Raw genomic sequence first — 25,210 nt, forward strand, 5'->3', positions numbered from 1 at the left:
AGCGCTTACATGCTCACGATGATCTTGACGTGGTTTTCCGCGTCCTCACGCAGCTGACGGAAGCCCTTGTCCACGATGTCCTCGACCTTGATCCGATCGGTGATGAAGGTGGACAGGTCGATGTTCCGGTCGTGGATGAGCTTGATGGCGTCAGGATGGTCGTTGGCGTATCCCATAGTACCGCGGATGAACTTCTCGCCGAAGCCCAGCTCCTTGGTCAGGTTCAGCGTAATGGGCTTGCCATGCAGGGCTACGACCATGAGCCCGCCAGTGGCCTTCAAGGCCTCCAAAAGCTGGTGGTCGACCGGTTCGGCTCCAGCTGCATCGAAGGCCAGATCAGCCCCGGCTCCGTCGGTCTCGTGGCGGACCCGCTCCGCCAGGTCCTCCTTGCTGGGATCGACCACAATGTCGGCCGAATGAGACTGCAGGGCCTTCTCCTTACGGGCCGAGGAGAGCTCGGACATGATCACCCGGACTCCCTTCGCCCGCAGGATGGTGCCGATGAGCAATCCTACGGGCCCGGCGCCGCCGACCACTGCGGTCTGTCCTTCGTGGGGATCCATGGCGCGGATGGCGTGGTGAGCCACGGCGAAGGGCTCGATCATGGCAGCCTGATCCAGAGGGATGTCGCCCACGGGGAAGACGTGCTCTGCCGGAACCACGATGTGCTCGCTGAGTCCGCCGCCGCCTCCATTGATGCCGATGCCGGCCAGCTTGTCGCAGTCATTGTAGTTGCCGGCCTTGCAGGCTGGGCATTCGCCGCAGGCGATTTCGGCCTCGACCACCACCGAGTCGCCCACTTTCATGTCAGTGTGCACGTCGTCGGCGATGGCCTCGACGGTACCAGAGATCTCATGGCCGAAAACCACCGGCAGGGTCTCTCCCGTCAGAGGATGGGGATGGTCGGGCGAATTGCCTCCGCCGTTGACTGCTCCGTCGTAGTACAGATGGACATCGGAACCGCAAATGCCGGTGAAGGCGGGGTGGATCTTGATGGTCCCGGGTTTGAGCTCAGGCTCGGGCACGTCCTCCAGACGCACATCTTCCTTGCCGTAGTACATCAATGCTTTCATATCGTATATCCTCTCTGATATGCGTAAAGGTCCTGCATGGACGAAGTTGAATACCCAACATGACATCCTTGCGGGTGGGTGACGCTCCCTCGTTGGAGACCGCCCGATTCTCATATTACCGCTGATATGCAGCCGCAGTAAGGGGAGTTTTGGGACGGTTCCCGATGAAGGGATCGTCCCAAAATGCAACAGAAGAAGCGTCGTCTACTTGACAGCGCCTGCTACGATCCCTTGGTTGAGCTTGCGCTGGAAGATCACGTAGAAGATGATAGTCGGGATGATGCTGAGCAATGAAGCTGCAGCCAGGGAAGTAGCATCCATGGTGTGCTGTCCCTGAATGGTGGCCAAGGCCAGAGGGACGGTTTGCACTGAGTCGTCCATGAGGAAAGCCATGGGAATCATGTACTCGTTCCAGGTCCATACGAAGAAGAACACGAACAGTACGCTGATGGTTGGCCACGAGATGGGAAGGACGATCTTGCTCAGCACCTGTCGGCGGTTGGCGCCATCTATGGAGGCTGCTTCAAGAATGGCTTGTGGGAAAGTGCCATATACCGCCGAGAGAAGATAGGTGCCGTATGCGCTCTGAATCACGGTGAAAATGATGATTATGGAGAGCTGAGTGTTATAGAGACCGATGTCTTTAAAGACGGTATAGAGCGGGTAGAGCAAGGACTCTTGAGGCAGCATATTGGCCAGCATAATCAAGAGTATGATCCACCGGTTACCTTTGACGCGCCCGATGCCCAGGGCGAACGAGTTGAGAACCGAGAGCACAACCCCCATCACTGCGACAACAAGAGAGATAACCAAGCTGTTGACAAATTTCATGGGGAAGTTGCTGCTGACCCAGAAAGATGTGATGCCGCTCATTGTCGGGTGCGCTGGAAGAGAGAGCGGCCCTGTTGCGTTATAGTCTCCGATGGTCTTAAAGGCATTCATGGCCAAGATGAGCAGAGGGAAGAGCATGATGACCGCGCCCAGAACAAGGAGGATCAGAGCCAGCCAGTTGCCCCAACTACGAATATGCTTGCTTTTCTTGTCATTGGATGTGATTGGAAGTGTAGAGCCTGACTGTTCGGTTACCATTTCCGCATTTGCTTGTGTCATGGTTTCCCCTCTCTAGTCCATGTTCTTTTCGACGCGTCCCTGAATCAGGGTGAACACGATAGAAAAGACGATAATCACAATGGTCAGGGCTGTGGAGATTGCAGCACCGTAACCCACTTGATGAAGTTGGAAGAACTGATTGTAGGAGTAGTAGGAAGGCACAATGGTGCTTGTGCCGGGTCCGCCCTTGGTCAGCAGGTAGACTGGCCCGAAGGTTTTCAAGGCTCCAATGGTGGCGGTCAGAATGACTACCAGGAGTTCTGGGATAATGGATGGGAGGGTTACTACTCTGAACTTCTGCCACCAGTTGGCCCCATCTAGGCTGGCGGCTTCGTAGAGTTCGGGGTCAACGCGCTGCAGCCCGGACATGAAGATGACAATTGGGTAGCCCAGCTGTATCCAGATCAAGATGAACATGAGTACGGGTAATGCGCTGCCTGGGTCTCCCAGCCAGTTGTGCTGGAGACCGCCAAGTCCTATTTTTTGTAAGAGTGCGTTGAACGCGCCATCCTCCGGCCGGAAGATCCAACCCATAATGATGGAAGCCACGGCCACTGGAAGCAACTGGGGAAGATAGTAAAGCGCCCTGATGAAAGAGGCACTGCCGGAGTTGAACTTTTTCTGAATCACATCTGTCAGGACAGAAGAAATAAGTAGGCCCAAAATAGTGGGAATGACGACTATTGCCACGATGATCCAGAAAGAGTTGATGAACGATTTCCAGAAAGTCGCGTCACCGATCAGCCGTTGCCAGTTGTGCAGGCCCACGAATCGAACGGGGCCGACACCCCGCCAGCGCGTAAAGCTGAGATAGATATTCCAGATGAAGGGAACAATGATGATTACAGCCAAGGACAATATCCCTGGAATCAGATAGGGGATGAACTTGGTCGATTTGTTGCCGGGCAGTCTTGACGCTGTCGACTGTTTACTGCTAGCGCCTTGGGACATGGCAGCCTCCCGATCTCCTTATTTGCTAGTTAATATTGGGAAGGATGGACGGTGCTTTCCGAACATGACAAGCACCGTCCAGCCCAGATAATGATTGGATTGCGTGGAGCCTAGTCCTTGACGTCCATGTCTTTGACGCCTGAAGTATAGGCATCCTTGATGGCGTTCAGGGTTTGATCCGGGTTCTTGGTGCCATTGACAAGCTCCTGAAGGGCGGCAGGCATGGCATCTGTCAGATTGGCAGCTGGGTAATCAGGGTAATAGGAGAGTGCATTCTTCTTGGAGAATTTTGCGTACTCTTCGGCCATAGCCTTGTTCTTGGGGTTGTCGATGCTGTTGTTATCTGCGGCAACAGGGATTCCACCATGCTTGGCGATTCCATTCTGCTCTTTTTTGGACAGGACAATGTCGATCAGCTGAGCGGCCAGTTCCTTATGCTTGCTCTTCTCAGGAATAGTCAGCAGATTGCCGGTGCATCCCTGTGCGAACTTGGAACCAGGCAGAATAGAGGCATCCCAGTCGAAGTTCTTAATCTGCTCCACAAAACGACCTTGGTTCCAAGTGCCGGTCTGATAAATCGGGTAATCACCTTTGATGAAGGAAGTTGTGGTGTCCTCGGCCTTGAGACCGGTGGCATTACGGGAGATGTATCCTTTGTTCAACCAATCATTCAAAGTCTCAGTGGCATAGGACAGGGCTGGATCTTTCCAATTTACTGGGTGCTTATACATCTGCCAATCTTGAATCAAGCCCTTATCTGCCTTGGTGGAGACCAGCTGCCACCAGAGCCAGAGCACGCCGAACTCACCGGCATCAGCTGCGATGGGTGTAACGCCTGCATCCTTGAACTTTTGGCACGCTTCCTCGAACTCGGCTAGAGTAGTTGGTTCCTTGATGTTGTGCTTGGCAAACAGATCCTTGTTGTAATAGACGCGCTGGTACTCGGCATAATTGGGGGCACCGTACCAAGTGTCGCCGTCCATGACACCTTTGTCGTTGTACCTGGCCATGGAGGAATCTGCTTTGGTCACTTTCTTGTCCCATCCATACTTCTTGACATAGGGACCCAAGTCACTGAGGAGTCCCATGGAGGAGAGCATGCCAGCGCTTCCGTTTCCTCTATTGGATTCCATAATGTCTGGAGCTTGGTCAGAATTCAGGAATTGGCTGCTATTCTGTGCGATCTGGGCGAAGGACTTGACTTCGAATTTGACCTTGACCCCTGTCTTCTTCGTAAAATCGGCTGCAGCCTCTTTCCAAGCCATGGTTTGAGCGGAGGTCTCTTTGTCATAGTGCCAGAAGGAAATGCTCTCAGGCTTTTGTTCTTCCGACTGGCTTCCACCGCTCCCGCATGCTGCCAAGGTCGCTACCGTCGATGCGGCAACTAATAAAGTAGCTAGCGCTTTCTTCATTCTCATATTCTTCACTTTCCTTTTTGCGTTTGACGAAAACTACTCTGTGATCGAAACGTTTCGATTCAAAAAAATATACCTCCCTAATTGTGATATTTATGGACACAAACTTGTGAATGTCGGTCGGAACTTATAAAACTGAGGAGCTTCATCGCTTTGCCTCGTTGATGCAAGGAGCTGATTGATTATTTCATACTGTACCTCCTTCAGTGATGGACCGAACACTGGCCAAGGAACCACGATCGACCAGTTCTGGTTCAAATAGACGGACAGCCCCCCGTATATCGCGTTTATCCTCGATAGCATTCCGCAAAATGCTGACGGCTCCAGTGCACAGTTTGCCAGGGGTAAATGGGATTTCACTGATGGGCTGATGAACAAGTTCCTTTTCTAAGTAGGTTCCACAGGAGAGAACAGAACAGTCATCTGGTATAGAGATTCCGGCATTCTGCATGGAATCCAAAACGGCATTGAGTATATCCGAGCCGGACTGATTGATAAGGGCTGTGGGATGTTCTGGACCATTGATAATCCTTTGGGTAAATTGATTAGCATCGAAGTTGTGATGATCCACCTTTTCCGATTCGATCAAAGTAATACCTAGAGCTTGTGTCTCCTTGAGAAGTGCTTCGTAGAACAGAATCATGTAACCTGCACCGCGCTGATAGTCCTCTTCCAGACCCCTGAGAAAGGCGATGGTACGGTGTCCAAGGCGGTAGAGGGTTTGCGCGGCCATTTGTCCCATTTTAGTGAAGTCAATGTCAATACAGGCACAGTCCTGATGCTCGACAGGGTAGCCGATGGCCACACATGGTTTGCTATACAGATGAGCTAGCGCAGCCCGTTGATCGTTGTGCATCAAGTCGAGAAGGATTACCCCTTCGACTAGATTGCTGCCCGTCACTCGTTGGATGTCGATCACAGCCTCTTCACTGGTCAATATGAGTACGTCGTACCCAGCGTCCTTAGCCTGTTTGGCAGTTTCCAGAAAATACGCATTGTATTGGGTCTGGTTCATTTCATCGCGGATGGGCTCACTTATAGCAATGATCCGATTATGTCCGCCCCGCAGGCGCTGCGCGCTGGCATTCGGGATGTAGCCTAGCTCTTCTACTGCTTGACGAACTTTTTCAGCGGTTTTTGGAGAAATGGAGCGTTTGCCTGAAAAGACATACGAGACTGTGCTCACGGATACTCCAGCCAGTCGAGCCACATCCTTTATGCCAGGCATCTCCACCTCGTTGTTTATGCTTACGATCATCGTCGAAACGTTTCAACAAGTTACCATAGCATAACTTTCCGTAACAAGTCAATATGCTTAGAATCATGCTTGTGTTGACGTGAAATAGCCAATTTATGGCTGAGGCATAGAAAGATCCCAACATACGTGTCGAGAAGAGCACTGTGGCAAACGAGGTTGGTTCTATGCTCCTCACGGGGCATGTGGCTTTGGATGGATTTAAAGCGTCGATTCATGACGATGCCGAGCAGGTAGCCCTGTTTCTCATGCGCTGATTCCTGCTCGGCATGGTTGGCTAAACTTGTTCTACATGAGCAGTGATTGGCTCGGAGGAGCCTCGGCCCCCTTGTCGGTCCATACGCCTAGCGGCACAAACCGCATAAAAGGAAAGGAACCTATGCCTGGAGCAAATTTGACTCGTGTGGAAGCCGAAGAGCGAGCCGTCGTCGTATCCAATGTCAGCTACAAGGTCAATCTGGACCTGACCAAGGGGCCTGCCACCTTCCCCTCCACGGCCCTGATCGACTTTGATGCCCGGCCGGGGGAGCCCACCTTTGTGGATCTGATCGCCGACCAGGTCAGCCTGATCGAGCTCAACGGCCAGCGCCTGGACCCGGCCCTGGCCTTCCGGGACGACCGGATTGAGCTTAACGACCTGCACGAGCACAACCAGCTGCGGGTGGAGGCCCTCTGCCGTTATTCGCGCACAGGCGAGGGGCTGCATCGCAGCGTGGACCCCTCGGATGGCAACGTCTACCTCTACTCCCAGTTCGAGGTGCCTGACGCCCGCAGGGTCTACGCGGTCTTCGACCAGCCGGACATCAAGGCCGTCTTCGACTTCACCGTGGACGCCCCGGCGTCCTGGACGGTCCTGTCCAACATGCCTCCCGCCTCCCATCAGGACCTGGACAGCCGCACCGCCGAGGGAACCCTGGAGGGCGGCCGCATCGAAGGCGTGACCCGCTGGGTCTTCCAGACCACACCGGTCATGAGCTCCTACCTGACCGCCTTCGCCGCCGGACCCTATGCCCAGTGGACCAGCGAGTATCAGAACGAGGATGGGCGGACCATCCCCATGGGCCTGTACTGCCGCCAGGCGCTGAAGGACTCCCTGGACGGGGACGCCGAATACCTCTTCGATGTGACCAAGAAGGGCTTCGCCTTCTACGCCAAGACCTGGGACTTGCCCTTCCCCTGGGCCAAATATGACCAGATCTTCGTGCCCGAATACAATGCGGGCGCCATGGAGAACATCGGCCTGGTCACCTTCCGCGACTCCTACGTCTTCGAGTCCAAGGCCACCGGTGCCCAGATCAACCGCCGCGTGGAGACTGTCCTGCACGAGCTGGCCCACATGTGGTTCGGCGACCTGGTGACCATGAAGTGGTGGAACGACCTGTGGCTGAACGAGTCCTTCGCCGAGTTCATGTCGACCCTGGCCACTGCCGAGGCCACTGAGTGGACCGACGACTGGGCCACCTTCTGCTCCGGCGAGAAGAGCTGGGCCCTGACCGAGGATCAGCTGCCCACCACCCATCCTGTTGTCGCCCCCATCCGCGACCTGCACGACACCGAGGTCAACTTCGACGGCATCACCTACGCCAAGGGCGGTTCCGTCTTGAAGCAGCTGGTCGCCTACGTGGGCCGTGAGCGCTTCTTCCAGGGCATCCACAACTATCTGACGGCTCATGCCCATGGCAATGCCACCTTGAAGGATCTGCTGACCGAGCTGGAGAAGACCAGCGGCCGCGATCTGGGCAACTGGTCCCGGCTCTGGCTTGAGGAGGCCGGCATCACCACGCTGACCAGCCGGGTGCAGACCGACGAGCAGGGGATCATCACCGCCATGCGGATCGACCAGACCGCCCCCGAGGAGCATCCGGTCCTGCGCCCGCACCGTCTGGCTGTGGGCTTCTACGACGAGGCTCAGTCCGGCAAGGTGGTGCGTACAGACCGGTTCGAGCTGGATCTGGAGGGCCAGGGAGCCGAAGTGCCCCAGGCTGTTGGCAGGAAGCGTCCGGCCCTGATCCTGATCAACGACGATGACCTGACCTATGCCAAGCTGCGCCTAGACCGGGACTCTCTGGAGTATGCCACGCAGAACCTGTACCGGATCGAGGATCGCCTGGCCCGGGCCGTGGTCTGGCTCAGCCTGTGGGACATGACCCGGGATGCGCAGTTCCCTGCTGAGCGCTTCATCAGCCTGAGCCTGAAGGCCCTGGCCACCGAGCACCAGTCCACCACCTTCCGCTACGCCCTGTCGCAGATCTCCACGGCCGCCCACCACTTCACCGCCTCCCGTCGCCGCCAGCCCATGCTGCAGCTGGTGGCCAGCACGCTCTGGGATCTGGCCATGAAGGCCCAGCCGGGTTCTGACGAGCAGTTCCAGCTGGTCCGCGCCTACCTGGGCTATGGGGACGATGCCGACTTCGAGGATCACGCCCGTGGCCTGCTGAGCGGCGACCTGAAGCTGGAGGGGCTGACCATCGACAACAACACCCGCTGGCTGATCATTCACGCCTTGTCCGCCCACGACCTGCTGGCTGACGGCGAGATCGACCGGGAGCTGGCCGCTCGAGACACCACCGAGAACCGCGAGTTCGCCATGGGCGCCCGGGCCGCCCGCCCGACGGCTGAGGCCAAGGCCTGGGCCTGGGATCAGGCCCTGCACAACGAGGATCTGACCAACTCGCAGATCGAAGCTGTGGCCGACGGCTTCTCCGGCTCGGGGGACCAGGAGCTCTTCACACCCTACGTGGACCGCTTCTTCACAGCCGTGGACGAGGTATGGGCCCAGAAGACCTTCCACATCGCGGAGACCCTGCTCAACCCCCTGTCTGCAGGCGGACTCTACCCGTCCAAGGCCGATCCGGCCGCCCTGGTCAAGGCGGGCGATGCCTGGCTGGCCGACCACGCCGAGGCTCCCAAGGCCCTGCGCGGGATGATCATCCAGAACACGGAGTCCTCCAGGCGCATTCTCAAGGTCCGCGAATACAACGAGCGTCTGCGCTGAACACCCTGCCTGCCCCGATCCGAGTGGCGACGGGTCAGGGGCGGGGCCATAATGAATCTGTCGCCTGTATGCAGAATGGTAGGTTCGGAGGAGAGCAATGCCCAGATTATTCGGTACCGATGGTGTACGCGGTTTAGCCAATAGAGACCTGACTGCACAGCTGGCCCTGGATCTGGGCGATGCAGCGGTCCGTGTCCTAGGTCGTGGCGCGGATCGGTCCGCTGGTCGCCGACGGGCCCTGATCGGCCGCGACACCCGGGTCTCCGGGGACTTTCTGGCATCAGCCTTGGCTGCCGGTATGTCATCAGGCGGCTTCGACGTGATCGATGTGGGCATCATCCCCACTCCGGGCATCGCCTACCTGACCAGCGTGCTGAACGTGGAGATGGGTGCGGTCATCTCCGCCTCCCACAACCCCATGCCCGACAACGGCATCAAGTTCTTCGCCCGGGGCGGCTTCAAGCTCCAGGATTCCAAGGAGGACGACATCGAAGCGGTCCTGGGCCAGGATTGGGAGCGTCCGGTAGGCGAGGGCGTGGGCCGCGTCTCCCATGACACCGTGACCGCCACCAACATGTACATCGACCACCTTGTTGAAGCAGTTGCCCCTGTCGCCCCCGACAAGACCCAGACCAAGCCCTTGGATGGTCTGCGGATCGTGGCCGACTGCGCCAACGGAGCCACCTCGGTGGTAGCCCCCGAGGCCCTGCGCCGGGCCGGGGCGGACGTGGTGGTCATCAACGCCTCGCCTGACGGCTACAACATCAACAAGCACGCCGGATCCACCCATCCCGAGCAGTTGCAGGCCATGGTCCGGGCCTCGGATGCGGTCATGGGCGTGGCCTTCGATGGGGATGCCGACCGCTGTCTGGCGGTGGACGAAGAGGGTCACATGGTCAACGGCGATCAGATCATGGGCATCCTGGCTCGTGCTAAGCAGCGCGAGGGGAAGCTGGCCAACGACACCCTGGTGGTCACTGTCATGAGCAACCTGGGACTCAAGCTGGCCCTGAAGCAGATGGGCATCGTCACCGTCCAGACGGCTGTGGGCGACCGCTACGTCCTGGAGGAGATGCTGCGCGGAGGCTATACCTTGGGCGGCGAGCAGTCCGGGCACGTCATCAACCGGGAGTTCGCCACCACCGGCGACGGGACCCTGACGGCCCTGACCCTGGCCAAGGAGGTTGTGCGCTCGGGCAAGAGCCTCAAGGAACTGGCCGCCGACTTCCCCCAGCTGCCCCAGCAGCTGATCAACGTGCCCGGGGTGGACAAAAACGCGGCACGCACCAACGCCAAGGTTCAGGATGCGGTCGAGGCGGAGGAGCGGATGCTGGGCAGCACCGGCCGGGTTCTGCTGCGGCCATCGGGCACCGAACCCCTGGTCAGGGTCATGGTCGAGGCGGCCACCCAGGAGCAGGCCGACCAGGTCTGCCAGCGGCTGGCGTCGGTCGTGGCTGACGAGCTGGCCATCTAAAGCGACGAACCAGAAAGGCGGAATCATCCATGTTCGGCAGAAAGGCGGCCTTCGACGCCGACCTCAACCACCGGGTGGAGTCCATGCTGGCCGAGGCCGGCAAAGAAGAGCTCCTGCCCATCGTGCAGATGGGCGAGCCCGTCCTGCGCCAGCAGACTCAGCCCTACCAGGGTCAGCTGGCAGCCAAGACGCTGAACAGGCTGCTCAAGGCCATGCGCACCACCATGCTTGAGGCCCCGGGCGTGGGACTGGCAGCGCCCCAGGTGGGCCTGGGGCTGGCCATCGCCGTCATCGAGGACCATGTCCGCGACGACGAGGATGATCCGCGCCAGATCGACGAGTTGCCCTTCAGGGTCATCATCAACCCCTCCTATGAACCTATCGGGCAGGAGACCGCGGCCTTCTATGAGGGATGTCTGTCCCTGGAAGGATTCCAGGCGGTCCGGCGGCGTTGGCTGGACATCACTGCCAGCTGGGAGGATCGTTCCGGGCGCAAGCACCGCCAGCACATGCACGGCTGGCCGGCCCGCATCTTCCAGCATGAGACCGACCATCTGTCGGGCGAGGTCTACATCGACAAGGCCGAGATTCGCAGCTTGTCCTCCGACGACAACCTGAGCGAGTACTGGGCCTACGACCCGGTCCCCACCGAGGCGGCGCGGGAGCTGGGATTCACCATCTGAATCCTACAAACCTTCTAAATTTTCTTCACCCTCTGATCCAGAGCTATATCCTCAGTCAGTTCCGGTCCGTCACCCTTCAGGGGTGCCACCGGGTGCATGGTCAGTGTCTCGGAGGCATGGCGGCCAGGCTCCACGGCTTTGGGCAGGATCTCCTGGCCTCCTATGCTCGGATCCAGCCAGGAATCCAGATTCTCACCAGTGATCAGCAGGGGCATCCGATCGTGTACCCGGGCGGCATCTGGCGTGGCTTGTGTCGTCAGGATGGTGGCCGTCAGCAGCCAGGGCTGGCCAGGTCTGGCGCGCCACCAGGAGTAGAGGCCGGCGATGCTCAGGGTGTGGCCGTCGGGAGCCTGGAAGTAGTAGGGCTGATGGTCTGGTGTCCACTCGTAGTAACCGCTGGCCGGAATGATGGCCCGCTGATTTCTGGCTGAATCCGCATAGGTCCGCTTGGTCAGAGCGCTCTCGACTCGGGCGTTGTGGGTGGGATAAGACATCTGATCGGTGTCCGACCAGGAGGGGACGAGGTTCCAGCGGGCCGTATGCAGGTGTCGCTGCCCATGTCGGTCCTGGGCCACCAGGGCGATGACCGACCCGGGGCTGATGTTCCAGGAGGGCTTGGGCAGTCCCGGAGCCTGCCGGGCACCGTAGTCTTGGGCCAGACTGGAGTAGTCCAGGTCAGCCGCGAATCGTCCACACATGAAGCCCATTCTATGGATGCTTGGAGCCCCCGTCGAGGAAACGCCGGAGGCCTCTTCCAGGGAAAGTTTGCATGGTAGTTCAGGCCTTTCCCTGCTACCATAGAAAGTGGTCTGCAACAATGGTGTCTGCATTGAAGACCGCTGTGGCTGCAGTACAGTATTCAACGATATATATATTTGTCCTGCCGGATGGAACCGGCGGGAACATGGTTATTAGGAGATGGCTTATGCCTCAGAAGATCAAGGCGTCGATTGCTTACGGTATCGGCAAGGGATTCGCCCAGCCCGAGGAGGTCATCATTGACGACCCCATCGGCGCGGAGGTTCTGGTGGACGTGCAGGCCTCGGGTCTGTGCCATTCGGATCTGCATCTGGTCGAGGATGACGACAAGTTCTTCCCATTCCCGGCTGTGATCGGCCATGAGATCTCGGGCATTGTCGAGGCTGTGGGCCCCGAGGTGTCCGGCATCAAGGTCGGCGACCACGTGGTGGCCTCCCTGGAGCAGGTCTGCGGACACTGCGCCAACTGCCTCAAGGGCCAGCCTCAGTCCTGCACCCAGCAGCAGGAGTGCGTGCGTGGCGCGGATGAAAAGCCTCGTCTGTCCTTCCCCGACGGCCGGCCCATCACCCAGGCTTTCGGCGTCGGCGGCTTCGCCGAGAAGGCACTGGTCCACGAGAACCAGCTGGCCGTGGTCAACAACCAGGTCAAGTGGGATGAGGCAGCCTGCATCGGCTGCGCCACCATCACCGGAGCAGGAGCAGCCATCAACACCGCCCATGTGCGCCCCGGCGATACCGTGGCCGTGATCGGTACCGGCGGCATCGGTCTGAACATCATCTCGGGAGCCCGGATTTGCGGCGCCAAGCGGATCATCGCCATCGACCTGCTGGACAACAAGCTGGAGTTTGCCCGTAAGTTTGGTGCTACCGACGTCATCAACTCTAAGAACGAGGATCCGGTGGCCAAGGTGCGCGAGCTGACCAACGGCGGCGTGGACAAGGCCTTCGAGGCCATCGGTCTGCCCGTCACCATGAAGCAGGCCTGGGACATACTGGGTGTGGGCGGCACTGCCTACCCGATCGGCTTGGCCAAGCCGGATGCCACGATCTCTCTGGAGATCAACCCGGCCGACCTGCTGGTCCATCAGCGTGGCTTCAAGGGCGTGTGGATGGGCTCCACCAACATCAAGCACGACATTCCTATGTATGCCGACTTCGCTGTGGATGGACGGCTGAACATGCATGACATTGTCAGCCAGCACATCAAGCTGAGCCAGATCGACGAAGCCTACAAGCAGCTGGTCAACGGCGAGGTCATTCGTTCGGTCATCACCGAATTCGACTGATCCCTTCCAACTTAACGGCATGACTGCTGAAGGTTATGCCGAACAGATTACAGGGGCTCCGGGTGCGCAAGGCATCCGGAGCCCCTTTGTTGTTCTGCTGATCCGAGAGCCGGATCAGGCCAGGAGCCTGCCGATGTTCTCGGCCACTGCGGCGAGATTGTCGGCGGCCTTGGCCATGGCCTCCTCAAGGCTGACGGCTCCGGGGCTGATGCTGAAGATGGCGTCGATGCCCAGCTTGTAGAGCTCTTCGGTTCCTGCGCCCACGCTGCCCGCCAGGGCGATGACCTTGCAGCCGGGGGAGGACTCCTTGACGGCCTGGGCTGTGCCCAAGGGGGTCTTGCCGAAACCAGTCTGGAAGTCGATGCCGCCCTCGCCGGTGAAGCAGAGGTCGGCGCCGCGGGCCAGCTCCTTAAGACGGGTGGTCTCCACGACAATATTGACGCCTGAGGCCATGACGGCCGGAGTGAAGGCCAGGAATCCTGCGCCCAGGCCACCGGCGGCCCCCGCGCCCGGCTTGGTTTCCACCTCCCGGTGCAGGTCCTTGCGAATGACGGCTGCATAGTGAGCCAGGGCCGCATCCAGGGTGGCCACCATGGACGGGTCTGCTCCCTTTTGCGGGCCGAAGACGGCCGAGGCTCCTTCGGGGCCGGTCAGGGGGTTGGTCACGTCCGAGGCCAGACGAATGCGGGTGCGGGCCAGACGGGGATCCAGCCCGGAGATATCAATCCGGTCCAGCCGGGCCAATGCCGCTCCTCCCTGGGTCAGCTCATGTCCGTCAGCGTCCAGGAGCCGGGCTCCCAGGGCCTGTGCCATACCGGCGCCGCCGTCGTTGGTGGCCGAGCCTCCAAGGCCGACGATGATCTCTTGTGCGCCTTGGTCCAAGGCCTTGACGATCAGCTCGCCCGTGCCGTAGGTGGTGGTGATCAGAGGGTCGCGAGTCTGTTCGTTGACGAACTGGATCCCGCTGGCTGCAGCCATCTCGATGGCGGCGGTCCGTCCGTCGCCCAGGATGCCGTAGCTGGCCATGACGCTCTGCCCTAGAGGTCCAGTGACCTGGGCCTGGATCATATGGCCTCCGGTGGCATCGACCAGGGACTGGACCGTGCCCTCGCCGCCGTCGGCCATGGGTACCAGGACCGTTTCGGCCTTGAGGGGGCTGCGTCGCAATCCGCGTTCGATGGCCTCTGCAGCCTCCTTGGCGGTCAGGCTGCCTTTGAAAGAGTCGGGTGCAATGATGATTTTCATGGTTGTGACCTTTCCTGACCCGTCGTTTCAGAAGACCAGATAGACCAGCATGGCCACCAGAGTCATAGTAAGGCCTACCCGCAATTCAAAGGGGGCCGCCCTCACCGTGCTCGCCCAGGTCATGTTCAAGGACTTGGTGAGGGAGCTGCTGCCCAGGATGACGCTTGTGGAAGTGGCGGCGACCATGAGGATGCCGGCGATGGGTGACAGCATGGGTTCGGGCACGACCATGGAGCAGATGAGGTTTACGATCCGCTTGGGCAGGTATGGACTAGGTCAGACTAGGCCTGGCTCGGCCCTGCAGCTTTCGCTGCCTGGTTATCGGCGGAAAGCTGTTTCAGCTCGGCGCGGACCTTTTGGAGCTTGGCAAAGGCTGTGTTGCGGTCCTGGGTGGTTTTGGCCCGGCCATGGTCTCCGGTCAGCTTGACCTCCTGGGCCTTGAGCAGCTCGATGCGCTCGCGGACGGCGAGGCGGCTGTCCAGATCCGTACCGTCGGTCTGGTCCAGGGTCACCTGGGCGCACAGGCTGTCCCAGAGCTGGTCCATATTCTTGCCGACCAAGGTCAGACTGGTCTGATCAGCAGGGCGGGGCCTGCCCAGGTGGAGCGTATGCCTGGTTTCGTGACCGGCCTTGGTGGGCAGGGCCCGGCGGATGGCCGGCGTGCAGACGAGTCCCTCTTCACCCTGGTGAATGGTGATGAACACCATGCCTGATGAGCGCATGGCAGCGATGTGTTCCAGCACGTCCTCCGGCACATCGGGGGTCTTCAACCCGATGGCCATGACCAGCACCTCATGGCAGTGTGCGCCATCCGCTGCAGGGATGGTTCCGGGCCGCAGCAGGGCCAGCATGACAATCTTGTCGACGCTGGTGGAGAAGTGCTGACGCAGCCGTGAGGAGACGGGCGGCCGCGTGGTGAAAGCGCGTATAGGCAGTTCGCCCCTGGCTGCCGGAATGGCGGTGGTGGGCGGCAGGCCCAGGGAGCGCGCGGATACGCCTTCGTAGCTTGCGATTGTCATCCTTGGCCTTTCTGTCGCTGTTGCCGTTATTCTACCGGCAGGAGTGCGACCAGGGGCAAGAGTGTCCGTCTGCCGGCAATGTATATTGGCTGTAAACCCGCAGGACCGGATGCGAGGAGCTGTGCGGGTTGGAGTGATGAGGGCTGAATGATGAGCAACGATGCAGAGATGACGGTAACCGACGAGGAACGTGAACTCCTGGAGGGCTGGACCGAGGTCGACGGGGACCTGGAGGGCTGCAGTCCGGATATGGTTCGGGCCGTTCTGGGGTCCCGGCTGACCTTCGGGCGCATGGATGCTCCCCGCTCCCGTCACTGGCAGGTGCCCGAGGGAGTGGACTGCTTCAACGACATCGCCTATGTGGACGATGGTTTGCGCGCCCACAAGCTGGATCTGTACCTGCCTCATGATGCCCTGCTGCGCAACGGCAGGGTGACCCCGGTTTACATCGATATCCACGGCGGCGGGTTCATGTACGGCTACAAGGAGCTCAACCGGAACTTCTGCACCCACCTGGCCAAGCGTGGCTTCGCGGTCTTCTCGGTCAACTACCGGCTGATCCCCAGCACGGACTTCATGGGCCAGCTGTCTGACGTGCTGATCGCTCTGACCTGGATAAAGAACCACCTGGACGAGTATCCGGTCTCGCCCGACCGGATCTTTCTGACGGGAGACTCGGCCGGAGGCACCCTGGCACTCTATACGCTGGCCGTCGAGTCCGATGATCAATTTGCGCAAAGGCTGGGTCTGAAGCCTGCCGGTCTGCGGCCTCGGGGGGCTGCTTTCGTCTCAGGCCTGCTTGATCTGACTCCTTACTTATCGGTGGATTTGGAAGACTTCCATCCAACCGGTTCGCCCACCGATGACCTGACAAGGGTCGCACCATCTTTCTTCAGGAGCTTCGTGCAGGCTGGGGGCGATCAGGTGGCCGACCTGAGGACTATGGTCGACATGGTCCACCTGCCGCCGGTATTCCTGAACACCAGCGCCGACGACTTCCTGCAGGGTGATGCGCTTAAGATGGCCGAGATTCTGTGCAGGAAGGGCCGCGACTTCGAGCTGCACGACCTGAGGCCCAACCGTTTGCAGACCCTGGGACACGTCTATCCGGTGGCCATGACCTGGCTGGAGGAGAGCCGGCAGGCCCTGGACCAGATCCACGATTTCTCCTACGACCTGATTTGAGCCTCTGTGCGCGCCCGGTTCATCCGGTTGCTGGCTATGATGGGAGGAGAAAGGTGGGCATCGATGGCGCAAGGCCCCCGGTGTCTGCACCGCCGCTTACAGAGGAGTGATTCATGGACGAGAAGACCTTGGTAGAGAAGCTAGGCAACCTGGAGACCATCGACCAGCTGGTTGATCTGTCCAAGGAGATCGGCCAGCCGCTGTCGTACAACGACGCGGACCAGCTCTTCGGCAGGATCAACCAGTGCAAGAATGATGTCGCACAGCTGGGCGGCGACACCATCGCCAAGCTGGCCAAGAAGGCCTTCAACATCTGAGGCATCAGAATCTGAAGTATCAGATTCCATAAGGGCGGGCTGGTGTTCGGTTCCGCCCTCTTTTTATGCCCGATTTCATGCCCGGGCCCGGGCCTCCTGCTCGATCTGGGCCAGGCTCTTGCCTCGGGTCTCGGGCACCATGATCCAGGCGAACACCAGGGCGCACACATTGATCAGGGCGAAGAGCAGGTAGGTGCCGGTGCCGCCCAGACGGGCCAGCAGGGTGGGGAAGACCAGGGAGAGCCCGAAGTTGGTCAGGTTCATGGCCACGTTGGCGTAGCCCATGCCGCGGCTCTTGATCTGCTGGGGGAAGATCTCGGACAGGAGCAGCCAGGTGACCGGGGCCACCAGCCCCTGGACGAAGACCACATAGATCATCATCATGCCGATCATGATCCAGGCGGCCGTCCGTGACCCGGAGCCCGGGGTGCCGACGAACCGGTAGCAGACCCCGATAGCGGCCAGGAAGACGATGGTGCCTGCAAGTCCTACAGCCAGAATGGCGCGACGGTCGAAACGGTCGATCAGTCCCAGCCCTCCGATGGTGGCCGCTACGGCGGAGACCAGGATGACGGGCACGGTGGCGATCATTGATAGTGAGGGGTCGAAGCCCAGGGTGTCAGTGAAGATGGTCGGCGCGTAGTAGTTGACGATGTTCAGTCCGGTCAGCTGGTTGATCATGGCCACGCCGATGCCCACGATCAGCACCCGCCGCAGCCAGGGGGTCTTGAAGCTGGGGGTCTTCGCGCTCGCCGGCTGCGACAGCTTCTGCATGGTCACCCGCGCCTCTGCCTGGTCGCGGGTGGACTGAAGGAAGGCTGCTGCCTGGTCCGGCTGGCCTCGGCGGATCAGGTGGGCCGGGCTGTCATGCAGGAAGCAGGCCAGCAGGGCCAGCAGGATGGCCGGCGGCACGAGGGCCCAGAGCATGGTTCGCCAGTCGGCACCCATCCGGTCCAGGATGGCGTTGACGCTGACCGCCAGCAGCTGCCAGACCACGATCATGACCGAGTTGACCGAAACTACCCGTCCGCGTTCCGCCGTGCCGACCATGTCGGCCAGGTAAATGGGCACGATGGTGGAGGTCATGCCGATGCCGGCTCCGATGATCAGTCTTCCCAGTCCCAGCACGGCCAGGCTGGGGGCCAGGGCGCTCAGCAGGGCTCCCGGGATGGCCAGCAGGGCGCCGGTCAGGATGATGTGCTTGGGGCCGAAACGGTCGTTGAACTTGCCTGCCAGGTAGGATCCCAGTGCGGCGCCTATCAGCAGGGCTGAGGTGACCATGCCCTGTTCTCCGGCCGTCAGGTGTCCGCCCGAGCCGGAGCCCAGGTTCATATTGACCAGCGCTCCGGAGATGACGGTCAATGTATAGCCGTAGAGGCCGCCGGCCAGCACGCCCAGGGCGGTCATCAGTTGCAGATTGCGCCGCCGTCCTTGAATCGCGGTCATGGGTTCCCCTTTCGCCTGTTCATCCGGGCTGAATCAGAGTCATCATAGGCACCTGGGGGAGCGGTCCGTCGATCCGGCTCGCCATTGTGGACAGGGCAATCGGCCGGAAAACCAGCTGTTGGATTCGCTGTCTGGATTCGTCATCCGGGCCCTGGTCGCCGGCTGCATGAACATTTGGGGATATTGTCCACGACTTGCGCATGTCATGGGCAGCGAAACTGCTCAATTTCGCATATGATAAACAAGCATTCACCACAAGGACATCGTGGATGCATACGGCCATGGTTCCATACAGCCATGGCAATGAAAGGAAACATTGTATGCGCAAGCTGATTCTGGATCTGGACACTGGTGTCGACGACACTCTGGCTATCTCCTATGCCCTGGGCAGCCCCGAAGTTGAGCTGATCGGCATAACCGGAACCTATGGCAACGTGCTGCTGGAGCAGGGCATCCGCAACGATCTGGCCATCACCGACCTGCTGGGTCACCCCGAGGTCAAGGTCTACCCGGGCCTGTCCCACGCCTCCAAGGCGGACTCTTTCGAAGTGCTGCCTGTCTCCGCCTTCATCCACGGACAGAACGGCATCGGCGACGTGGCCATCCCCGACTCGGACCGCAAGGCGGAGACGGAGTCGGCCGTGGACTTCATCATCGATGCGGTCAACACCTATGGCAAGGATCTGGTCTACGTGCCCACCGGCCCCATGACCAATATCGCCGCCGCCCTGGCCAAGGAGCCTGACATTGCCCAACGCATCGGTTCCATCGTGCTCATGGGCGGGGCCCTGACCGTGCCGGGCAATGTGGACGCCTGGCAGGAGGCCAACATCTCCCAGGATCCGGACGCGGCCGACGTGCTCTTCCGCTCCGGCGCGCCCGTGACCATGGTCGGCCTGGACGTGACCCTGCAGACCCTGCTGACCTACAAGGAGACCGCCCGCTGGCGGCAGCTGGGCACCGCGGCAGGCAACTTCCTGGCGGACATGACCGACTTCTACATCAAGGCCTACGAGACCACCTCGCCCCACCTGGGTGGCTGCGGCCTGCACGATCCGCTGGCCGTGGCCGTGGCCGTGGACCCGACCCTGGTCACCACCCTGCCCATGAACATGAAGGTGGAGACCGAAGGCGCCACTCGCGGGCGCACCATCGGGGACGAGCAGCGGCTCAACGACCCCAACAAGACCATGCGCGTGGCCGTCGGCGTGGACGTGCCCCGCTTCCTGGACGAGTTCATGACCCGCATCACCCGGCTGGCCTCCCAGGCTGACTGAGGTCCGCCATCCCCGGCAAGTTCACGCAAGAGAAAGAGAACTGAAGACATCATGTCCGAAAAGCAATCCACCGAGGATTCGACAGCGGTACGATCGCTGATCCTGCTGTTGATCACCTTCGTCCTGGGCACCCTGTGCCTGCAGGGCTTCAACCTGGTCTTCCAGCAGGTCGGCAAGGACGCCGGCGCTCCCGACCAGGCCTCGCTGATCACGGCCCTGCCCAGCATCGTCCTGGGCATCGTCTGCTTCATCTACGGGTCCCTGGGCGACTTCGTATCCCTGCGCAAGCTGGTCACCTTCGGCCTGTGCATACTGTTCGTCGGGTCCGTGTACGGATACGTGGCCAATACGATCATGGCCCCCAACATCTGGAATGTGATCGCGGCCCGGCTGCTGCAGACCGCCGGCGAGCAGGTGGCTGGCTCGGCCTACCTGGTCGTGGCCACCAAGTATCTCAAGCCCTCCCTGAAAGTGATCTTCTTCGGCATCTTCACGGCCGGATACCAGGTGTCTGCAGCCATCGGCATCTTCGCCGCCGGTCTGCTCAGCTCCATAGCCTGGCAGTACCTCTTCCTGATTCCCGCGGTCACCATCGTCTTCCTGCCCATCCTGCTCAAGAGCCTGCCCACCGGCGGCGGCAACGGCGAGAAGGTGGACTGGCTGGGCTTCGTCATCTTCGGACTGGCCACGGCCCTGCTGACCCTCTTCTTCTCTTACACGGCCTGGTGGCTGCTGGCGGCCTCCGCTGTCTGCTACCTGATCTTCGCCGTGTACATCAGCCGGGCCAAGAGCCCCTTCATCACCCCGGACTTCTTCCGCAACAAGCGCTGGCTGATGGGCATCGGGCTGATCCTGATCTTCTACTTCATGAACTACTGCATGTCGCCCATCTTCAACGCCATCGGTCGTGACGTCTACAAGGTGTCGACCACCACGGTCTCCCTGCACGTGGTCTGGGCCTTCCTGGTGGCCGCCGTGCTGGGCACCACCTCAGGCGCCATCGTGGACAGGATCGGCCGCAAGCCCGCCATCATCATCGCCGCCTGCCTGATGATCCTGGGCTTCGCAGGGACGGCCCTGGTGGTCAACTCCGGCCTGCTGGCCCTGACGCTGACTGCCTGCGTCTACTATGCAGGGGTCGGACTGATGTATTCGCCCATCGTCTCCACCGTGCTTGACACCCTGCCTCAGGATCAGTCAGGCCGCGGCGTGGGCATGAACGATCTGGTCATGAACGTGACCGGCTCCATCGGCATCGCCATCATCGGCGGCCTGATGGGCAAGCCCAGCCTGGAGGGCTTCAGCATCATGGGCGCTACCGGCCCGGCTGCCAACTACAGCAACCTGCTGCTGATCGGGGCTGCGGTGTCCCTGCTGGGCCTGGTCGTGTATTTGGCCTGCAAGAAGACCATCTACGCCACGACTGCTGACCAGCAGTAGAACTGTTGCAGTCGACCGTCCGGGCGTGGCAAGAAGAGTTGCCTCCTCTGTTGCGCTTGGGCGGTCGACTTATATGTGTGGTGGGGGCGCGGGAGGAGTGTCGGCTCACTTGGGGTTTGAGCCTTCAGTAACACGTTTCCTCCCTGCTCCCCCTGTATGGGCCGGGGGCGGGGGGATTGATACGCCGCCCGGCCGCTCTTACTCGTGCGAAGCGTGTAGCAGTCGGTGTATTTCTTTTCGGTGGCGGCGGGATGCCAGCACCCCGCCCATGCCGGTCATGCCCGTGGCCAGGGCGAGCAGGATGCCCTCACCACCGGCCCTTGGGAGCACGCCCAGGGGGGTGTACGTGTAGGTCAGGGACTTGTCCGTCAGGGTGCTTCCTGCTCCGCCCATCGTGTAGTCCACGCTGACCCTGACCGGGCCCGGCTGATGAGCGGGCGTGGTTACGGTGACGCTGTTGCTGTTGCTGACAGGGTTCAGGCTCTTGGCTGGGCTGGTGTCAAACCTGACTGCGCTGATCACCGGCTGCAGGTTGAACGCTACCGGCACAGGAACAGTCGATTCCCTGGTGGTGCCGTCGCCAAGCCGCCCATAGTTGTTGTATCCCCATGCTTTGATGTTCCCATCCGTGTTGATGGCCAGTGAATGATGGTTTCCGGCGCTTATTTGTACGGCATTCAGCCAGGGGCCGGCCGAGTTCGTAGATTGTGAAGATGTGAAAACTTTCACGGGGTATGAATACTGAATGTACATGCCCCTGCCAAGCTGACCATGATCGTCGTCTCCCCATGCCCAGGCGTTCCCGTCCTTGTCGAGGGCCAGCGAATGAAAGCCTCCGGCGCTGACCTGTGTGGCTTTCAATCCTTTGCTTGCGTCTGTGGGGCTGTTGGGGTCGCGTACGCGCACAGGAGCATACGAAGAGCTGGAGCTGTTGTTGCCGAGCTTACCAAACCCGTTGTTTCCCCAAGCATAGGCATATTCGTTGCTGCCCACAGCCAGCGAATAATAGTTTCCGGCGCTGACCTGTGTGGCTTTCAATCCTTTGCTTGCGTCTGTGGGGCTGTTGGGGTCGCGTACGCGCACAGGCACATACGAAGAGCTGGAGCTGTTGTTGCCGAGCTCACCATTGCCGTTGCTTCCCCATGCCCAAGCGTTCCCGTCCTTGTCGAGTGCCAGCGAATGATAATTTCCGGCGCTGACCTGTGTGGCTTTCAATCCTTTGCTTGCGTCTGTGGGGCTGTTGGGGTCGCGTACGCGCACAGGAGCATACGAAGGGCTGGAGCTGTTATTGCCGAGCTGGCCAGTGTTGTTTAATCCCCAGGCGTAGGCGTATCCGTCGCTGCCCACGGCCAGCGAATGATAGCCTCCGGCGCTGACCTGTGTGGCTTTCAATCCTTTGCTCGCGTCTGTGGGGCTGTTGGGGTCGCGTACGCGCACAGGCACATACGAAGAGCTGGAGCTGTTGTTGCCGAGCACACCATTGGGGTTGCTTCCCCAGGCGTACACGTATCCGTCACTGCCTAGGGCTAGCGAATGATATTGTCCGGCGCTGATCTGCACATAGGTGAAATCCTCTGGCAAGTCCGGATACGTCTTGCGGTCAGGCGTCTTCACTTTGACCGGCGTATACCGGTAGTAGGTGGTCGTCCCGTCGCCGAGCTGTCCATACGTGTTGTTTCCCCAGGCGTACGCGTCCCCGTCGCTGCCCACAGCTAAGGAAAAGCCGTACTCGTAGTTTTCTTTTGACCCGCTTATTTGATTGACCCGTATGCCTCGGCTGGTGTCTGGTGGGGTGATGGTGGTGGTTTCGTTGCCGAGCTGGCTGCCCTTGTCGGGGTTGATCCGCCATTGGTTGTTTTGCGTGTTGGGTGTCCAGTGGGCGGTGAGGGTGAGGTCTGTGGTGACGGGTTTGCTGAAGTCGTAGGCGATGCTGCCGGTGAACCATCCGTCGAACTGGTAGCCGTCGCGTGTTGGGTCGGGGGAGGGCCTCTGGACCCGGCCGTATGGGTAGGAGACCTGCTGGTCTGCTGGTGTGGGGGTTCCGCTGTCAGTGTTGAAGGTGACCGTGTGGGTGGTGTTTGGTTCCGTGTCTCTGACCAGCTGTTGGTCGACCGTGTAGTTGAGGCTTCTGGTGAAGGGCTGGCCGTCCTGCCTGCCGGTGATGAGGATGGCGGCTGGTCCGGGCTTGCGTGCGGGGATCGGCGTCTGCCATACGTCGCCGGTCTTGGTGAGTTTGAGCGGCTGGCTGTCCAGGCTGGCTGATTCCAGGGTGGGCGCGGTGTTGATGTTGAGTCTGGCTGGCTTCCCGGGTTTGCCTTGAGCGTCCAGGCTCCACGCGACTATGCTGCCCTGCCTGCCGATGGCGGTGATCCTGCTGCCCACGCTGACGGCTTGTATGTACTGTTTGTTCCCGTTGTCTGCGCGTACGGGCGTATCGCCGGGCTTCCACGTCCAAACGCGTCCTTCTGTGTCCGTGATCAACGCTTGGTCATTGTTAGCGATGGCTCGGCTGGTTTTCGCGCCGTCCGGCAGGCTGAGAGCTGTAGGGCTGGTGGTGCTGTCGGCCAGGTACCAGGCTTGCCCGTCCGCGTCCAGCAGGAGGAACCCTTGGTTGAGGGCTTGCGCTTGGATGATGCGCATGCCTAGGTTCTGTCTGACGCGTACGGGTTTGGCTTTTCCGGTGTTGTTCGCGTCCCAGGTCCAGGCTTGTCCGTTCGCGTCCACGATGAGGATCCGGCTGCCGAAGGCGAGGGCGGTGATGGCCTGTGCCTGTCCGGGCAGGACTGCTGCCGTTTGCTCTCCGGGCTTTGCAGTCGGATCCTGTGTGCCGGGCTGGCTGGCTTGGAAGGTGTGGACCTGTCCTTGCTGGTCCACGGCTAGGAGTCGGTCATCGTTCAGGCTGACGCTGGTGAATTGGGTGTTCCGGCCAGTGTCGAGGATGGTGGGCGTGGCCTGTCTGCTGTCCCATGTGTAGAGGTGCTGGTCGGATCCTAATGCGGCCTGCGATTGGCTGCTGGTTGCGACTTGCAGATAGTGGAACCCGTCGGGAGCCTGGGTGGGGAAGGGGACCTGTTTTGGTGCACTGTCTTGCGCCCAGGTGTAGATGCGACCGTCGCCGGTCAGGCCCACGATTTGGTCTCTTGTGGCTTGGATGCTGGTGTAGTAGGGCTCCTGCTTGTCGGGCGGGTTGATGGTCAGTTGGGCGCCGGTGGAGGGCCCATGGTTCGGGCTCAGCGTCCAGTCTGCAGTTTTGGCCCATTTTGCAGTCAGGGTCATGTCTTGGAGGATGGGCGTCTGGAAGTCATAGGGCTGGTCGTCAAGCGTCCATCCCTCGAACCGGAAGCTTTCACGTGCAGGGTTGTGTTCTGGAGGGATGACGAGAGTGCCGGTTTTCACGGTTGATTGTGTTGGCTTGTTTCCATTATTCGGATCGAAGCGCACCGTGTGCGTGACTTGATCATTCGTCTTGCCGGATGGCTTGGCTGAAGCGGAATTCGTACTGCCGGTAGTAGCCGTCGGCGATGAGGGAGCAGACGGATCTGTTGTTTCGGGATTTAATGGTGATGCGGTTGTCAGTGGTGATGGGGTCGGAAGCGGAGTGTGTGTTGCGTTGCTGGGGAGAGTGCCGGAGGTTCCGTTAGCTACGCGAGGGGTCTGACGACCCCCCCCCCCCGGTGAGTACAGGAGCGTCCGCCGCGTTTGCGGACGCGACGCCCAAGCCTGCCAGCAGGCCCAGTAGGATGATCATCATCGCCAGCGCGCGACGCAGACGGGAAATCACATGCATGAAACCAAAACCCCTTACCAACACCAAACGAATTCAAATGCCGCTTGCTTGTTTAAAGTTCTGTCCGTCGGAAAGCCCTTCTGTCCTTCAGCGCCAGCCCTGCATCGGATTGCATGAGCCAATGGCGGAAGCCAGTTGTTTTCTCGACGCCCCCACGTTTTTCACCATACCACCGGATTAACAAGCAACACACACGAGCCAGGTCTGAGCCCTGGGTGGTGATGACCTCGATGGTGGGTAAAGGCGGCTGCTCGCCAAATCATGAGGAGGGAGGGGGAAGAGAAATGAACAGCGGCCAGGCTGGCTTGGGTTTCTGCCCGTGGCCGGCCTGGCCGTGTTTCCCTCTCTCCCAGGCTGGGACGGGGGCGTGCATGCCTGCCCCTTGGCTTCCCGCCTGCAGAAGTGTGATGGGGGCGCGGGAGGGAAGTGTCGGCTCTCTTGGGGTTGAGCCTTTAAGTGGCACTGTCCTGCCTGCTCCCCCTTGATGGGCCGGG

18 protein-coding genes and 1 pseudogene are annotated in these 25,210 nt (G+C 60.3%); 8 read left to right on the forward strand and 11 right to left on the reverse strand.

The window, feature by feature from the left end; translation table 11 throughout:
• Positions 1-5: 5 nt before the first annotated feature.
• From FPK30_RS04040 to FPK30_RS04060, 5 genes are all read right to left on the reverse strand, one after another.
• On the reverse strand, positions 6-1,073 hold the full coding sequence (locus FPK30_RS04040; RefSeq protein ID WP_144085401.1) for a 2,3-butanediol dehydrogenase: 1,068 nt from the start codon (positions 1,071-1,073) through the stop codon (positions 6-8).
• Positions 1,074-1,277: 204 nt separating this feature from the next.
• Entirely contained in the window at positions 1,278-2,162 is an 885-nt protein-coding gene (locus FPK30_RS04045; protein WP_144085558.1) for a carbohydrate ABC transporter permease, read from the reverse strand.
• Between the two features lie 33 nt (positions 2,163-2,195).
• Complete coding sequence (locus FPK30_RS04050) at positions 2,196-3,134, reverse strand: carbohydrate ABC transporter permease (RefSeq protein ID WP_144085402.1); 939 nt, start codon at positions 3,132-3,134, stop codon at positions 2,196-2,198.
• Between the two features lie 110 nt (positions 3,135-3,244).
• The gene (locus tag FPK30_RS04055; protein ID WP_260804413.1) at positions 3,245-4,546 is read right to left on the reverse strand and encodes an ABC transporter substrate-binding protein; all 1,302 of its coding nucleotides are present in this window, start codon (positions 4,544-4,546) and stop codon (positions 3,245-3,247) included.
• Positions 4,547-4,736: 190 nt separating this feature from the next.
• Complete coding sequence (locus tag FPK30_RS04060; RefSeq protein ID WP_260804414.1) at positions 4,737-5,807, reverse strand: LacI family DNA-binding transcriptional regulator; 1,071 nt, start codon at positions 5,805-5,807, stop codon at positions 4,737-4,739.
• Between the two features lie 376 nt (positions 5,808-6,183).
• On the opposite strand from FPK30_RS04060, the gene pepN reads away from it, so the two are divergent.
• The 3 genes from pepN (at position 6,184) to FPK30_RS04075 (ending at position 10,956) form a co-directional block, all read left to right on the forward strand.
• On the forward strand, positions 6,184-8,799 hold the full coding sequence (gene pepN, locus FPK30_RS04065) for an aminopeptidase N (protein ID WP_144085404.1): 2,616 nt from the start codon (positions 6,184-6,186) through the stop codon (positions 8,797-8,799).
• Positions 8,800-8,896: 97 nt separating this feature from the next.
• Positions 8,897-10,273 (forward strand): phosphoglucosamine mutase, encoded by a 1,377-nt coding sequence (gene glmM, locus FPK30_RS04070; RefSeq protein ID WP_144085405.1) that lies wholly within the window; start codon positions 8,897-8,899, stop codon positions 10,271-10,273.
• Between the two features lie 29 nt (positions 10,274-10,302).
• Positions 10,303-10,956 carry a peptide deformylase gene (locus tag FPK30_RS04075; protein ID WP_144085406.1) on the forward strand — a complete coding sequence of 218 codons (654 nt, stop codon included), beginning with the start codon at positions 10,303-10,305 and terminating at the stop codon, positions 10,954-10,956.
• Positions 10,957-10,970: 14 nt separating this feature from the next.
• Here FPK30_RS04075 and FPK30_RS04080 read toward each other — a convergent pair whose 3' ends face one another.
• The gene (locus tag FPK30_RS04080) at positions 10,971-11,654 is read right to left on the reverse strand and encodes an SOS response-associated peptidase (protein ID WP_144085407.1); all 684 of its coding nucleotides are present in this window, start codon (positions 11,652-11,654) and stop codon (positions 10,971-10,973) included.
• 227 nt (positions 11,655-11,881) lie between these two features.
• Between FPK30_RS04080 and FPK30_RS04085 the strand changes: the two genes are divergently transcribed.
• Positions 11,882-13,000, forward strand: a complete 1,119-nt coding sequence (locus tag FPK30_RS04085) for a zinc-binding dehydrogenase (RefSeq protein ID WP_144085408.1) — start codon at positions 11,882-11,884, stop codon at positions 12,998-13,000.
• A gap of 114 nt (positions 13,001-13,114) precedes the next feature.
• Here FPK30_RS04085 and FPK30_RS04090 read toward each other — a convergent pair whose 3' ends face one another.
• Genes FPK30_RS04090 through FPK30_RS04100 form a run of 3 tightly spaced genes read right to left on the reverse strand, consistent with a single transcriptional unit; the run spans position 13,115 to position 15,264 of the window.
• Entirely contained in the window at positions 13,115-14,245 is a 1,131-nt protein-coding gene (locus FPK30_RS04090) for a glycerate kinase (protein WP_144085409.1), read from the reverse strand.
• A gap of 27 nt (positions 14,246-14,272) precedes the next feature.
• Positions 14,273-14,476 (reverse strand): hypothetical protein, encoded by a 204-nt coding sequence (locus FPK30_RS04095; RefSeq protein ID WP_144085410.1) that lies wholly within the window; start codon positions 14,474-14,476, stop codon positions 14,273-14,275.
• A gap of 50 nt (positions 14,477-14,526) precedes the next feature.
• The gene (locus tag FPK30_RS04100; RefSeq protein WP_144085411.1) at positions 14,527-15,264 is read right to left on the reverse strand and encodes a DUF4391 domain-containing protein; all 738 of its coding nucleotides are present in this window, start codon (positions 15,262-15,264) and stop codon (positions 14,527-14,529) included.
• Between the two features lie 150 nt (positions 15,265-15,414).
• Here FPK30_RS04100 and FPK30_RS04105 point away from each other — a divergent pair, with 150 nt between their 5' ends.
• Both FPK30_RS04105 and FPK30_RS04110 read left to right on the forward strand, forming a co-directional pair.
• Complete coding sequence (locus tag FPK30_RS04105) at positions 15,415-16,449, forward strand: alpha/beta hydrolase (RefSeq protein ID WP_232341927.1); 1,035 nt, start codon at positions 15,415-15,417, stop codon at positions 16,447-16,449.
• A 113-nt stretch (positions 16,450-16,562) separates the two neighbouring features.
• Complete coding sequence (locus tag FPK30_RS04110) at positions 16,563-16,766, forward strand: hypothetical protein (RefSeq protein WP_024627492.1); 204 nt, start codon at positions 16,563-16,565, stop codon at positions 16,764-16,766.
• A 75-nt stretch (positions 16,767-16,841) separates the two neighbouring features.
• Here the strand turns inward: FPK30_RS04110 and FPK30_RS04115 are convergent, their stop codons facing one another.
• Positions 16,842-18,212 carry a sugar porter family MFS transporter gene (locus FPK30_RS04115; protein WP_144085413.1) on the reverse strand — a complete coding sequence of 457 codons (1,371 nt, stop codon included), beginning with the start codon at positions 18,210-18,212 and terminating at the stop codon, positions 16,842-16,844.
• Between the two features lie 320 nt (positions 18,213-18,532).
• Between FPK30_RS04115 and FPK30_RS04120 the strand changes: the two genes are divergently transcribed.
• Both FPK30_RS04120 and FPK30_RS04125 read left to right on the forward strand, forming a co-directional pair.
• Entirely contained in the window at positions 18,533-19,489 is a 957-nt protein-coding gene (locus FPK30_RS04120) for a nucleoside hydrolase (protein ID WP_144085414.1), read from the forward strand.
• A gap of 51 nt (positions 19,490-19,540) precedes the next feature.
• On the forward strand, positions 19,541-20,929 hold the full coding sequence (locus tag FPK30_RS04125) for an MFS transporter (protein ID WP_024627495.1): 1,389 nt from the start codon (positions 19,541-19,543) through the stop codon (positions 20,927-20,929).
• 198 nt (positions 20,930-21,127) lie between these two features.
• Here FPK30_RS04125 and FPK30_RS04130 read toward each other — a convergent pair.
• Positions 21,128-24,716: pseudogene (locus FPK30_RS04130) on the reverse strand (RCC1 domain-containing protein).
• Positions 24,717-25,210: the final 494 nt, after the last annotated feature.

Origin of the sequence: Bifidobacterium apousia (genome assembly GCF_007559275.1) — a bacterium.
GTDB lineage: Bacteria > Actinomycetota > Actinomycetes > Actinomycetales > Bifidobacteriaceae > Bombiscardovia > Bombiscardovia apousia.

Coding starts and splice junctions, on each gene's coding strand:
- FPK30_RS04085 (WP_144085408.1), top strand. CDS start 11,882: ATGCCTCAGAAGATCAAGGCGTCGATTGCTTACGGTATCGGCAAGGGA.
- FPK30_RS04105 (WP_232341927.1), top strand. CDS start 15,415: ATGAGCAACGATGCAGAGATGACGGTAACCGACGAGGAACGTGAACTC.
- FPK30_RS04040 (WP_144085401.1), bottom strand. CDS start 1,073: ATGAAAGCATTGATGTACTACGGCAAGGAAGATGTGCGTCTGGAGGAC.
- FPK30_RS04050 (WP_144085402.1), bottom strand. CDS start 3,134: ATGTCCCAAGGCGCTAGCAGTAAACAGTCGACAGCGTCAAGACTGCCC.
- FPK30_RS04075 (WP_144085406.1), top strand. CDS start 10,303: ATGTTCGGCAGAAAGGCGGCCTTCGACGCCGACCTCAACCACCGGGTG.
- FPK30_RS04090 (WP_144085409.1), bottom strand. CDS start 14,245: ATGAAAATCATCATTGCACCCGACTCTTTCAAAGGCAGCCTGACCGCC.
- FPK30_RS04045 (WP_144085558.1), bottom strand. CDS start 2,162: ATGGTAACCGAACAGTCAGGCTCTACACTTCCAATCACATCCAATGAC.
- FPK30_RS04080 (WP_144085407.1), bottom strand. CDS start 11,654: ATGTGTGGACGATTCGCGGCTGACCTGGACTACTCCAGTCTGGCCCAA.
- FPK30_RS04060 (WP_260804414.1), bottom strand. CDS start 5,807: ATGATCGTAAGCATAAACAACGAGGTGGAGATGCCTGGCATAAAGGAT.
- FPK30_RS04120 (WP_144085414.1), top strand. CDS start 18,533: ATGCGCAAGCTGATTCTGGATCTGGACACTGGTGTCGACGACACTCTG.
- pepN (WP_144085404.1), top strand. CDS start 6,184: ATGCCTGGAGCAAATTTGACTCGTGTGGAAGCCGAAGAGCGAGCCGTC.
- FPK30_RS04110 (WP_024627492.1), top strand. CDS start 16,563: ATGGACGAGAAGACCTTGGTAGAGAAGCTAGGCAACCTGGAGACCATC.
- FPK30_RS04095 (WP_144085410.1), bottom strand. CDS start 14,476: ATGGTCGTGCCCGAACCCATGCTGTCACCCATCGCCGGCATCCTCATG.
- FPK30_RS04125 (WP_024627495.1), top strand. CDS start 19,541: ATGTCCGAAAAGCAATCCACCGAGGATTCGACAGCGGTACGATCGCTG.
- glmM (WP_144085405.1), top strand. CDS start 8,897: ATGCCCAGATTATTCGGTACCGATGGTGTACGCGGTTTAGCCAATAGA.
- FPK30_RS04100 (WP_144085411.1), bottom strand. CDS start 15,264: ATGACAATCGCAAGCTACGAAGGCGTATCCGCGCGCTCCCTGGGCCTG.
- FPK30_RS04115 (WP_144085413.1), bottom strand. CDS start 18,212: ATGACCGCGATTCAAGGACGGCGGCGCAATCTGCAACTGATGACCGCC.
- FPK30_RS04055 (WP_260804413.1), bottom strand. CDS start 4,546: ATGAAGAAAGCGCTAGCTACTTTATTAGTTGCCGCATCGACGGTAGCG.